Here is an 11,967-nt window from a genome sequence, read left to right as displayed (position 1 = left end):
GCCTGCCTCCAGACGATGTCCGCTTGTCGAATCAGGCCAGTTCGGCTTCGGCCTGCAGCGACAGATTCACGCGTTCACGCAGTTCCTTGCCCGGCTTGAAATGCGGCACGTGCTTGCCCGGCAGGGCCACCGCGTCGCCGGTCTTGGGGTTGCGCCCCATCCGTGGCGGCCGGTAATGCAGCGCGAAGCTGCCAAAGCCGCGGACCTCGATGCGCTCGCCCTGTGCCAGGGCGTGGCTCATCTGCTCGATCACGCTCTTGACCGCAAGCTCCACGTCGCTGAACGCGAGATGGGTCTGGCGCCTGGCCAGCGCCTCGATCAGTTCGGATTTGGTCATGGGTCCCCAATGTCCGTGACGTTAAACGGCGGGGCGGCTAGGTGCCGCCCCGCTTCGTACTCAAGTCATTGTAATCCTAAAGGAATTACTCGGACTTGTTGAGCTGCTCCTTGAGCAGCGCGCCCAGCTTGGTGGTGCCGCCGGCCGCGGAGCCATACTCGGCCATCGCATCGTGCAGGTCTTCCTCGTCCTTGGCGCGGATCGAGAGCGCCAGCTGGCGGCCCTTGCGGTCCATGCCGGTGAACTTGGCTTCGACCTTGTCGCCCACCTTCAGGTGCTGGGTGGCGTCGTCGATGCGCTCCTTGGCGATGTCGTTGGCGCGCAGGTAACCCTCCACGCCCTCGCCCAGGTCGATCACCGCACCCTTGGCGTCCACTTCCTTCACGGTGCCGTTGACGATCGTGCCGCGCGGATTGTTGGCCATGAACTGGCCGAACGGATCCTGCTCCATCTGCTTGATGCCGAGAGAGATGCGCTCGCGCTCCGGATCGACCGCCAGCACCACCGCCTCGATCTCGTCGCCCTTCTTGAAGTTGCGCACGAGGTCCTCGCCCGACGCCTGCCAGGAGATGTCCGACAGGTGGACCAGGCCATCGATGCCGCCGTCCAGGCCGATGAAGATGCCGAAGTCGGTGATCGACTTGATCTGGCCGGACACCTTGTCGCCCTTCTTGTGCATGGCGGCAAAGGCTTCCCACGGGTTGGAACGGGTCTGCTTGATGCCCAGCGAGATGCGGCGACGCTCTTCATCCACGTCCAGCACCATCACTTCGGTCTCGTCACCGACCTGCACGACCTTGGCCGGGTTGACGTTCTTGTTGGTCCAGTCCATCTCGGACACGTGGACCAGACCCTCGACGCCCGGCTCGATCTCGACGAAGCAACCGTAATCGGTGACGTTGGAGACCTTGCCGAAGATGCGACTGCCGACCGGGTAGCGACGCGAAATCGCGACCCACGGATCGTCGCCCAGCTGCTTGAGGCCCAGCGAGACGCGGTTGCGCTCGCGGTCGTACTTGAGCACGCGCACGTCCAGCTCGTCGCCGACGTTGACCACTTCGGACGGATGGCGCACGCGCTTCCACGCCATGTCGGTGATGTGCAGCAGGCCGTCGATGCCGCCCAGGTCCACGAACGCGCCGTAGTCGGTGAGGTTCTTGACCGTACCCTTGACCACCGCGCCCTCGGTCAGGCGCTCCAGCAGCTTCTCGCGCTCCTCGGAGAACTCGGTCTCGACGACGGCGCGGCGGCTGACGACCACGTTGTTGCGCTTGCGATCCAGCTTGATGATCTTGAACTCGAGGTCCTTGCCCTCGAGGTACACCGGGTCACGGACCGGACGCACGTCGACCAGCGAGCCCGGCAGGAACGCGCGGACGTCCTTGATGTCGACGGTGAAGCCGCCCTTGACCTTGCCGGAAATCTTGCCGGTGATGGTCTCTTCCTTGTCGAAAGCCTGCTCGAGGTCGTCCCACACCATCGAACGCTTGGCCTTCTCGCGGGAGAGCTTGGTCTCGCCGAAGCCGTCTTCCAGGGCGTCGAGGGCAACCTTCACCTCATCGCCTACCTGCACTTCCAGCGTGCCCTCTTCGTCGCGGAACTGCTCGATCGGGACGATGCCTTCGCTCTTGAGGCCGGCGTTGATCACGACGACGTCGTTGCGGATTTCCACAACGATGCCGGTGACGATGGCACCCGGCTTCAGCTTGGCGATGGCCTGCTGGCTCTGTTCAAACAGCTCGGCAAAACTTTCAGTCATGTTGATTCCAGAAATGGGAAAAGGCCCAAAGCCCCTTGTGCGCGCCGTCGGATCAATTGCGCACGGGCTAACCGGCCCACCGGTTGTGGGTGTCGCAGAAAACGCGCCCTGTGACGGACCGCCCTGTCGGCACCGTTGACCAAAACCCCCGCCGCGGCGGAGGCGCCTAAAGCCGCGTGCAGCCTTATCGGGGCTGCACCACGGCAAAAACTTTCGCGACGACGACCTCGATGGGCATGCCGGTGGTATCCACCAGAACCGCATCCTCGGCCGGGCGAAGCGGGGCGACCGTACGCGACGCATCGCGTTCGTCACGCGCCTCGATCTCGCGCTGAAGGGATGCAAGTGTAACGTTCAGTCCCTTTTCCTTCAACTGCTTATAGCGCCTTTTCGCCCGTTCGGCGGCGCTGGCAGTGAGGAAGACCTTGAAGGACGCGTCCGGGAAGATCACCGTGCCCATGTCGCGTCCGTCGGCGACCAGGCCCGGGCTCTTGCGGAAACCCAGCTGCAGGTCGACCAGGGCTTGCCGTACCGATGGGATCGAGGCGATCGCCGAGGCTGCAGCGCCCGCGGTTTCCGTACGCAGTTCGTCGGTGGCGTCGTGACCATTGACGATCACCCGCGTATCGCCGCCATCGGCGGCTGCCTGGAAACGGATCTTGGTCGTCTGGGCACAGCGGGTCACCGCATCGGCGTCGGACAGGTCCAGCCCCTCGGCTCCCGCCGCGTAGCCGACCGCCCGGTAGAGCGCGCCCGAGTCGAGCAGGCGCCAGCCCAGTTGCTCGGCGACCAGCCGACTGATGGTGCCCTTGCCCGACCCGGACGGCCCGTCGATGGTGAGGACTGGGACCGGCTGCGTGCGGCTCATGGGGCTCCCTGGGATCTGCAAAAACGCGATGGTAGCGCGTTGACCACCCCCGAGGCGCGTGCTATCTAGCCGCGCACCGCCGTTGCAGCGCCCTCTGCCATGACCAATCTTCGCCGCGAGTTCGAACAAGCCGCCGAGGACGTCAAACGACTCGGCGCCCGACCCGACAACGACACTCTGCTCAGGTTGTACGCCCTGTACAAGCAAGGCTCCCTGGGCGACATCCAGGCCCACCCCCCCGGCTTTTTCGATTTCGTCGGCACGGCCAAGCACGAGGCATGGGCACAACTGTCCGGCATGCCGCAGGAAGAAGCGATGCGCCGCTACGTCGCGCTGGTGCGCCAGCTCCTCGCCTGAGCCTGTCGTCGCTCGAGGCCATCTCAGGTCGCATCGGGTTCCCCATCCATTCCAACCTCGCCCCCGAGGTACGAAATGGTGTGCTGAAACTTTCCCATTTCCTCACGCACAGCGTGAGACAGCTTGCTTTCATTACGCCCACCCGGCACATTCATACGATCGTTTGAATGGACGCCGGCATGCATTACCCGCACTTGTTCGCCCCCTTGGACCTGGGTCATGTCACCCTTCCCAATCGCATCCTGATGGGCTCGATGCATACGGGGCTGGAAGACCGCGCGGCAGACTACGACAAGCTGGCGGCCTATTTCGCCGAGCGCGCGCGGGGCGGCGTGGGCCTGATGGTGACCGGCGGTATCGCGCCCAGTATCGAGGGCTGGCTCAAACCGTTCGGTGGACGCCTGTCGATGCCCTGGCACGTGGGGCGACACCGCAAGCTCACCCGAGCGGTGCACGCCGAGGGAGGCCACATCTGCCTGCAGATCCTGCATGCGGGCAGGTACGGCTATCACCCGCTGTCGGTAGCGCCCTCGAAGATCAAGTCGCCGATCACGCCATTCACGCCGCGCGCTCTGTCCGCCCGCGGCATCGAGCGCACCATCGACGATTTCGTGCGCTGCGCGCGGCTCGCCCGCGAAGCCGGCTACGACGGCGTGGAGGTGATGGGCTCTGAGGGCTACCTCATCAACCAGTTCCTGGCCGCGCGCACCAACCAGCGAGAGGATGCCTGGGGCGGCGACGTCACCCGGCGCATGCGCTTTCCGGTCGAGATCGTGCGACGCACGCGCGAGGCGGTCGGGCGCGACTTCATCATCATCTATCGGCTATCGATGCTGGAGCTGGTCGAGGGCGGCCAATCCTGGGACGAGATCGTGATGCTGGCCAAGGCCATCGAGGCGGCTGGTGCCAGCATCATCAACACCGGCATCGGTTGGCACGAGGCGCGCGTGCCGACGATCGTCACTTCGGTGCCGCGTGCAGCCTTCGCCTGGGTCACCCAGCGGCTCAAACGCGAGATTGGGCTTCCGCTGGTAGCCACCAACCGCATCAACATGCCCGAGGTGGCCGAGCGCGTACTGGTCACGGGCGAGGCGGACATGGTGTCGATGGCCCGCCCGCTCCTGGCCGACCCGAACTGGGCGACAAAGGCGCGTTCCGGCCGCGGGGCGGCCATCAATACCTGCATCGCCTGCAACCAGGCCTGCCTGGACCATGTATTCCAGAACAAGCGCGCCAGTTGCCTGGTCAATCCACGTGCCTGCCACGAAACGGAACTCGTCATCGGACTGGCCGCGCAGCCCAAACGCATCGCCGTAGTCGGAGCCGGCCCGGCGGGACTGGCCTGCGCGACCACACTGGCCGAACGCGGGCATGCGGTGACGCTGTTCGAACAGGCGGCCGACATCGGCGGGCAGTTCAACTACGCCAAGCGCATTCCCGGCAAGGAAGAGTTTCACGAGACGCTGCGCTATTACCGCCACCGCATGGCGGAATTGGGCGTACATCTGCAGCTTGGAAGTCGGGCGGACGTGGCGGCGCTGAGCGGCTTCAACGAAATCGTGGTGGCGACAGGCGTACTGCCGCGGCAGGTGCATTTCCCAGGCAGCGACGACCCGCGCGTACTGGGCTACCTGGACGTACTCGCGCACGATCACCCCGTCGGTTCGCGTGTCGCGATCATCGGCGCTGGCGGGATCGGCTTTGACGTGGCCGAATTCCTGGCCGAACAATCGCCCTCCCCCTCGCTGGATCCGGTCCGCTGGGCGGAGGCATGGGGTGTGGACCGCACGCTCACCGCGCGCGGCGGCCTGGTACCTCCCGCACCCGAGCCTCCCTCGCGGCAGGTCTGGCTGTTGCAGCGAAGCGAAGGCCGCCCCGGCGCCCGCCTCAACAAAACCACGGGCTGGGTGCATCGAGCCACGCTCAAAGCCCATCAGGTGCGCATGCTGGGCAGCGTGCAATACCAGCGCTTCGACGACGAAGGGCTGCACATCCTGCTCGAAGGGCAGCCGCAAGTCCTGCCGGTCGACCATGTGGTGATCTGCGCCGGCCAGGAGCCGGCCCGAGGCCTGGCCGACGCCCTGCGCCAGGCTGGCTTGACGCCGCACGTCATTGGCGGCGCGGACGTGGCTGCCGAACTCGATGCGAAGCGGGCGATTGCCCAAGGCACGCGACTGGCGGCGATGCTGTAGGAGCGGCTCACTGCGCCCTGCGGGCTAGAGCAGAAACGTTACCGGCAAGCGGGCTCCTGCATGGGCAGGCGGACGTCAAGGGCAAGGGAGGTTCCGCGAGGTTTCGCGGGAACCAAAAAGAAAGCGCTCCGCGAACGACGCGTCGGTAGCGGCTCTGGGGGAGGAGGCCGGTACCGCGGGGATAGCGTCGCTGCGGAGCGAGGGTCACCGCCACCTGGGGGGAGGGGGAAGGTGGCGGGACGAGGCAAACGATACCCTCGTCACAAACGCCCATCCAATATATATTTGCAGCCCGATTTATTCGCGAATCGACTATGTTCGACTTCCGCCAGCTCCGCTATTTCGTCGCCGTGGCCGAGGAGCTGAGCTTCACCCGGGCCGCCCAACGCCTGCACATTTCCCAACCGCCGCTGTCGCAGCAGATCCAGGCACTGGAGCAGGATCTGGGCACGCGCCTGTTCGATCGCGACAAGCGCAACGTGGCGCTGACCGAGCCCGGGCGCATCTTGTTGGAGCAGGCGCGGCAGATCCTCATCCAGGCTGAGCAGGCGCGTGCCAACGTCAGCGATGCGGCGGCCGGCTTCAGCGGCGTGCTGCGCCTGGCCTATACGATCTCGGTCACCTTTCATCGCGCGCTCCCGCAGACCCTGCTGCGCTTTCGCCAGCACGTGCCGAAAGTGCGGATGCAGTTGCAGGAGATGTACAGCGAACCGCAGTTCACCGCGCTGCGCGCCGGCCAGATCGACGTGGGTTTCGTGCGCGATGAACCCCGCCACGAGTCCGATGCCCGCATGCTGCGGATCGACGTGATCGACTACGAAGCGCTGGTGCTGGCCGTGCCCAGCGGCCACCCGCTGTCCGGACAGGACAGCGTGCAGTTTGGCGCGCTGTCAAACGAAGTGTTCGTCAGCCAGCCCCGTGAACTGGCCGCGACGCTGTATGACCGGTTGGTACAGCTGGCGGGCAAGGCGGGCTTTCATCCGCTGATCGGCCAGCAGGCGCAGCAGATCAATGGCTTGCTGGCCCTGGTCGCAGCTGGCATCGGGCTGGCGCTGGTTCCGGCCAGCATGCGCGCAGTGCAGTTGGGTGGCGTCAGCTACGTTTCGCTGGAGGATCCGGACGCCTACCTGCTGTTGGCCGTCGCCAGCCGCAAGGACAACCCTTCCCCGGTGCTGGCCAAGTTCCTGCAGATCGTCAAGGGTGTTGAAGATGCGGACTTGTGAGCGCCAATGGAACCGGCTAAACTTGGCGGCTTGAATTTCCCCGATTTGGTTTCCAGGAGCCTGCCGTGAAGGTGCTTTCCTCTTTGAAGTCCGCCAAGCAGCGGCATCGTGACTGCAAGGTCGTGCGCCGTCGTGGCAAGGTCTTCGTGATCTGCAAGAGCAACCCGCGTTTCAAGGCGCGCCAGCGCTAAGCTTTCCGGGTTGGACGAAAAAAGGCCGCTCCATGCGGCCTTTTTTGTTGCCTGCGTTTCCGGCTCGCCCCACCGGACCCGCACGGCAAGGTGGGCAAAGCCCACCTGCCCTCGACGGCGGTTACTCGTAGCGCACGCCGGTGATTTCGTAGTGCTTGACGCCGTTGGGCGCCTTGAACTCGAAGCTGTCGCCTTCGCTCTTGCCGATCAGCGCGCGGGCGATCGGCGAGGACACGGCGATCAGCCGCTGTTTGATGTCCGCTTCCAGGTCGCCCACGATCTGGTAGGTCACCGGCTCGCCGGAGTCCTCGTCCTCCAGATCCACGGTTGCACCGAACACCACCTTGCTGCCGGCGCCCAGCCTGGACACGTCGATGACATCGGCGGTCGACAGCGCCGCTTCCAGCTCGCCGATCCTTCCCTCGACGAAACTCTGCTGCTCGCGTGCAGCGTGGTATTCGGCGTTTTCCTTCAGGTCGCCGTGGGCGCGGGCCTCGGCGATTGCCGCGATGATCCGCGGGCGCTCGACCGACTTGAGGCGATCCAGCTCGCCGCGCAGGCGCTCCGAACCGGCCTTGGTCATGGGGGCGCGACTCATGCGTTCAGCTCCTTGTGCAATTCCTGCAGGCTGTGCACGTCCGCCTCGCCATGGAAATCCAGCGAGTGGACGAGCGCACGCGCGCCTGCCACGGTGGTCGAGTAGGTGACCCGGTGCTGCAGGGCCTCGCGCCGGATCGAGAACGAATCGGCGATCGCCTGCTTGCCCTCGGTCGTGTTGACGATATAGACGATCTCGCCGTTCTTGATCAGGTCGACGATGTGCGGCCGCCCCTCGAGCACCTTGTTGATGCGCTCGCATGGCACGCCGTGTTCGGTGAGGAAGGCAGCGGTGCCGCCGGTGGCGACCAGGCTGAAACCACGCGCCAGCACTTCCCTGGCCACCGGCAGCAGCCGCTCCTTGTCCGCGTCGCGCACCGACAGGAAGATCTTGCCCGTGTTCGGCGAGCGGATGCCCGCTGCCTCATGCCCACGCGCGAAGGCCGCGCCGAACTGACGGCCAACGCCCATCACCTCGCCGGTCGAACGCATCTCCGGGCCGAGAATGGGATCGACGTTCTGGAACTTCAGGAACGGGAAGATCGCCTCCTTGACCGAGAAATAATCAGGGATGATCTCCCTCGTGGCGCCCTGGCTGGCCAGCGTGCGGCCGGCCATGCAACGCGCGGCAATCTTGGCCAGCGGCATGCCGGTCGCCTTCGAAACGAACGGCACCGTGCGCGAGGCGCGCGGGTTCACTTCCAGGATGAAGACCGTGTCACCCTGGATCGCGAACTGGGTATTCATCAGGCCGATGACCTTCAACTCCCTGGCCATCGCGGCAGCCTGGCGGCGCAGTTCGTCCTGGATCTCGGTCGAAAGCGAGTACGGCGGCAGCGAGCAGGACGAGTCGCCCGAATGCACGCCGGCCTCCTCGATGTGTTCCATGATGCCGCCGACCAGCACGTTGCCCTCGGCGTCGGCGATGATGTCCACGTCCACTTCGACCGCATGGTCGAGGAAGCGGTCCAACAGCACCGGCGAATCGTTGGACACCTGCACCGCTTCACGGATGTAGCGGGCGAGGTCGGCGTCGTCGTAGACCACTTCCATTGCGCGGCCGCCGAGCACGTAGCTCGGGCGCACCACCATCGGGTAACCGATCTCGCGCGCGAGCGCCAACGCTTCGTCGGCATTGCGGGCGGTACGGTTGGGCGGCTGGCGCAGCCCCAGCTTGTGGATCATCTGCTGGAAGCGCTCGCGGTCCTCGGCCAGATCGATCGAGTCGGGCGAGGTACCGATCACCGGCACGCCGGCAGCCTCCAGTGCGCGTGCGAGCTTGAGCGGCGTCTGGCCGCCGTACTGCACGATCACGCCCCTGGGCTTCTCCAGATCGACGATCTCCAGCACGTCCTCGAGCGTCAACGGCTCGAAGTACAGGCGGTCGGAGGTGTCGTAATCGGTCGAAACGGTTTCCGGGTTGCAGTTGACCATGATGGTCTCGAACCCGTCTTCGCGCAGTGCCAGCGCTGCATGCACGCAGCAGTAGTCGAACTCGATGCCCTGGCCGATGCGGTTCGGGCCTCCGCCGAGCACCACGATCTTCTCGCGGTCGGTCGGATTGGCCTCGCACTCTTCCTCGTAGGTCGAGTACATGTAGGCCGTGCTGGTCGCGAATTCCGCCGCGCAGGAATCCACGCGCTTGTACACCGGGCGCACGCCCAGCGTGTGGCGCAAGTGGCGCACGGCTGCCTCGTCGGTGTTCAGCAGCTGGGCGATGCGAGCGTCGGCGAAGCCCATGCGCTTCAGTTCACGCATGCGCGGCGCGTTCAGTGCGGTCATGCCCTGGACCCTGACCTCCTTCTCCGTCAGGACGATGTCCTCGAAGGCGGCAAGGAACCACGGATCGATGCGGCTGCAGTCGAAGATCTCTTCCAGGGAGAGACCGGCACGGAATGCGTCCGCCACGTAGAACACGCGCTCGGGCCGCGGCTCACGCAGCTCGCGCCGGACCCTGGCCTGTCCCTCGGCGCTGGCCAGGTCCAGGCCCGTCGGATTGAGACCCGTCTTGCCGATCTCCAGGCCGCGCAGCGCCTTTTGCAGTGACTCGTGGAAGGTGCGGCCCATCGCCATCACCTCGCCCACCGACTTCATCTGGGTGGTCAGGCGCGCATCGGCCGAAGGGAACTTCTCGAACGCGAAGCGCGGGATCTTGGTGACGACGTAATCGATGGTCGGCTCGAACGAGGCCGGAGTCAGGCCACCGGTGATGTCGTTCTTCAGCTCGTCCAGCGTGTAGCCCACGGCGAGCTTCGCCGCGACCTTGGCGATCGGGAAGCCGGTCGCCTTGGAAGCCAGCGCCGAGGAGCGCGACACGCGCGGGTTCATCTCGATCACCACCACGCGGCCGTTCTCGGCATTGATGCCGAACTGCACGTTGGAGCCGCCGGTATCGACGCCGATCTTGCGCAGCACGGCCAGGCTGGCGTCGCGCAGGCGCTGGTATTCCTTGTCGGTGAGCGTCTGCGCCGGCGCCACGGTGATCGAGTCACCGGTGTGCACGCCCATCGGATCGAGGTTCTCGATCGAGCAGACGATGATGCAGTTGTCCGCGCGGTCGCGGACCACTTCCATCTCGAATTCCTTCCAGCCGAGCACCGATTCCTCGACCAGGACCTCGTGCACGGGCGAGAGATCGAGGCCGCGCTTGACGATCTCCTCGAACTCCTCGACGTTGTAGGCGATGCCGCCGCCGGAACCGCCCAGCGTGAAGCTCGGCCGGATGATGGTCGGGAAGCCGACCCGGGTCTGGATATCGACCGCCTGCTCGTAGCTCCTGGCCACTTCCGCCTTAGGGCAGTCCAGGCCGATGTCGGCCATGGCCTGCTTGAACAGCTCGCGGTCCTCGGCCATGCGGATCGCATCGCGCGAGGCGCCGATCAGCTCCACGCCGTGCTTTTCCAGAACCCCGTTGTCGGCCAGGTCCAGTGCGCAGTTGAGCGCCGTCTGGCCGCCCATGGTGGGCAGCACCGCGTCGGGCTTTTCCTTGGCGATGATCCGCTCGACCGTCTGCCAGTTGATCGGCTCGATGTAGACCGCGTCGGCCATCTCCGGGTCGGTCATGATCGTGGCCGGGTTGGAGTTCACCAGGATCACCCGGTAACCCTCTTCCCGAAGCGCCTTGCACGCCTGCGCGCCGGAGTAGTCGAACTCGCATGCTTGCCCGATGACGATGGGACCGGCGCCGATGATCAGCACGCTCTTGATGTCGGTGCGCTTGGGCATTAGCGGGCCTCCTGCATGAGCTGCGCGAAGCGCGCAAAGAGATAGCCGACGTCATGTGGGCCGGGCGCCGCTTCGGGGTGGCCCTGGAAGCAGAACGCCGGGCGGTCGGTGAGCGCGAAGCCCTGCAGCGAGCCGTCGAACAACGAGGTGTGGGTGACGCGGACGTTGGCCGGCAGCGTCGCCGGATCCACCGCGAAACCGTGGTTCTGGCTGGTGATCAGCACGCGACCGTCGTCATGGTCCTTCACCGGATGGTTGGCGCCATGGTGGCCGAACTTCATCTTGATGGTATTCGCGCCGAGCGCCAGGCCCATCAACTGGTGGCCCAGGCAGATGCCGAACAGCGGAATCTTCGCGTCCAGGAAAGCCTTCGTCGCCGCGATGGCGTAGTCGCACGCGGCCGGGTCGCCCGGGCCGTTGGACAGGAAAACGCCATCGGGCTTCATCGCGAGCACATCGGCGGCGGGCGTCTGCGCCGGCACGACCGTGATGTCGCAGCCGTGGCTGGCCAGCAGCCTCAGGATGTTGAGCTTGGTGCCGTAGTCGTAGGCAACGACCTTGTAACGGGGGCCCGGCGCGGTGAACGTCGCGCGGTCAAGGTCGTACACGCCCTCGGTCCAGTGGTAGGGCTCGCGCACGCTGACTACCTTGGCCAGGTCCATGCCATTCAGGCCAGGAAAGGCGCGCGCCTTTGCCAGCGCGGTCTCGGCGTCGACGCCTTCGCCAGCCAGGATGCAGCCGTTCAGCGCGCCCTTGTCGCGCAGGATGCGGGTCAGGCGACGCGTGTCGATACCGGCGATCGCCACGATGTTCTGGCGCGCCAGGTAGTCGGGCAGGCTTTCGGTGCTGCGCCAGTTGCTCGGCCGGCGCGGCACGTCGCGCACGATCAGGCCGGCAGCCTGCACGCGGGTGGACTCGGCATCGGCGGGATTCACGCCGGTGTTGCCGACGTGCGGGTACGTGAGGGTGACGATCTGGCGGGCATAGGAGGGATCGGTAAGGATCTCCTGGTAGCCCGTCATCGCCGTATTGAAAACCACCTCGCCGACGGTTTCGCCAGTCGCGCCCACGGCGTGGCCGTGGAACACGCTGCCATCTTCGAGGGCAAGCAGAGCGGGAGTGGGCATTGGGGGCCGCCTTTAGGTGCAGCAAAGTCCGCAAGCCGCTGTAAGCAGGCTTGTGGACCTTGGGTCGGAAGAAGTCTCGGGCGGGACGCAA

The 11,967-nt window shown here is 65.7% G+C and carries 10 protein-coding genes; 4 read left to right on the top strand and 6 right to left on the bottom strand.

Translation table 11 applies throughout. From position 1 onward, the window contains the following. Positions 1 to 31: 31 nt before the first annotated feature. The 3 genes from ACFWZ1_RS07690 to cmk form a co-directional block, all read right to left on the bottom strand. Positions 32 to 337 (bottom strand): integration host factor subunit beta, encoded by a 306-nt coding sequence (locus tag ACFWZ1_RS07690; protein ID WP_231325293.1) that lies wholly within the window; start codon positions 335 to 337, stop codon positions 32 to 34. Between the two features lie 85 nt (positions 338 to 422). Then, positions 423 to 2,096: a 30S ribosomal protein S1 gene (gene rpsA / locus ACFWZ1_RS07685; RefSeq protein WP_231325292.1), complete on the bottom strand. Its 1,674-nt coding sequence runs from the start codon at positions 2,094 to 2,096 to the stop codon at positions 423 to 425. A 184-nt stretch (positions 2,097 to 2,280) separates the two neighbouring features. Then, positions 2,281 to 2,964, bottom strand: coding sequence for a (d)CMP kinase (gene cmk, locus ACFWZ1_RS07680; protein WP_231325290.1), 684 nt, complete (start codon positions 2,962 to 2,964; stop codon positions 2,281 to 2,283). Positions 2,965 to 3,063: 99 nt separating this feature from the next. Between cmk and ACFWZ1_RS07675 the strand changes: the two genes are divergently transcribed. The 4 genes from ACFWZ1_RS07675 to ykgO all read left to right on the top strand — a co-directional run bounded on the left by ACFWZ1_RS07675 (position 3,064) and on the right by ykgO (position 6,927). Continuing rightward, entirely contained in the window at positions 3,064 to 3,321 is a 258-nt protein-coding gene (locus ACFWZ1_RS07675; RefSeq protein WP_231325288.1) for an acyl-CoA-binding protein, read from the top strand. 179 nt (positions 3,322 to 3,500) lie between these two features. Further along, positions 3,501 to 5,513, top strand: a complete 2,013-nt coding sequence (locus tag ACFWZ1_RS07670; protein ID WP_439665974.1) for an FAD-dependent oxidoreductase — start codon at positions 3,501 to 3,503, stop codon at positions 5,511 to 5,513. A gap of 314 nt (positions 5,514 to 5,827) precedes the next feature. Next, on the top strand, positions 5,828 to 6,736 hold the full coding sequence (locus ACFWZ1_RS07665; protein ID WP_231325284.1) for a LysR substrate-binding domain-containing protein: 909 nt from the start codon (positions 5,828 to 5,830) through the stop codon (positions 6,734 to 6,736). A 65-nt stretch (positions 6,737 to 6,801) separates the two neighbouring features. Next, positions 6,802 to 6,927 carry a type B 50S ribosomal protein L36 gene (ykgO, locus tag ACFWZ1_RS07660; RefSeq protein WP_008215056.1) on the top strand — a complete coding sequence of 42 codons (126 nt, stop codon included), beginning with the start codon at positions 6,802 to 6,804 and terminating at the stop codon, positions 6,925 to 6,927. Between the two features lie 121 nt (positions 6,928 to 7,048). Here the strand turns inward: ykgO and greA are convergent, their stop codons facing one another. Genes greA through carA form a run of 3 tightly spaced genes read right to left on the bottom strand, consistent with a single transcriptional unit; the run spans position 7,049 to position 11,876 of the window. Next, entirely contained in the window at positions 7,049 to 7,525 is a 477-nt protein-coding gene (gene greA / locus ACFWZ1_RS07655; RefSeq protein WP_231325283.1) for a transcription elongation factor GreA, read from the bottom strand. Then, complete coding sequence (carB, locus tag ACFWZ1_RS07650) at positions 7,522 to 10,749, bottom strand: carbamoyl-phosphate synthase large subunit (RefSeq protein ID WP_231325281.1); 3,228 nt, start codon at positions 10,747 to 10,749, stop codon at positions 7,522 to 7,524. Before carB ends, greA begins: the two co-directional genes overlap by 4 nt. Continuing rightward, on the bottom strand, positions 10,749 to 11,876 hold the full coding sequence (gene carA, locus ACFWZ1_RS07645; protein ID WP_439665973.1) for a glutamine-hydrolyzing carbamoyl-phosphate synthase small subunit: 1,128 nt from the start codon (positions 11,874 to 11,876) through the stop codon (positions 10,749 to 10,751). The genes carB and carA overlap by 1 nt, the downstream gene beginning before the upstream one ends. Positions 11,877 to 11,967: the final 91 nt, after the last annotated feature.

It is taken from the genome of Frateuria sp. GZRe14, assembly GCF_051900395.1.
Lineage (GTDB): Bacteria > Pseudomonadota > Gammaproteobacteria > Xanthomonadales > Rhodanobacteraceae > Frateuria_A > Frateuria_A edaphi.
Note: the sequence above shows the minus strand (reverse complement) of the source record. Positions and strands in the feature narration are given on the sequence as shown.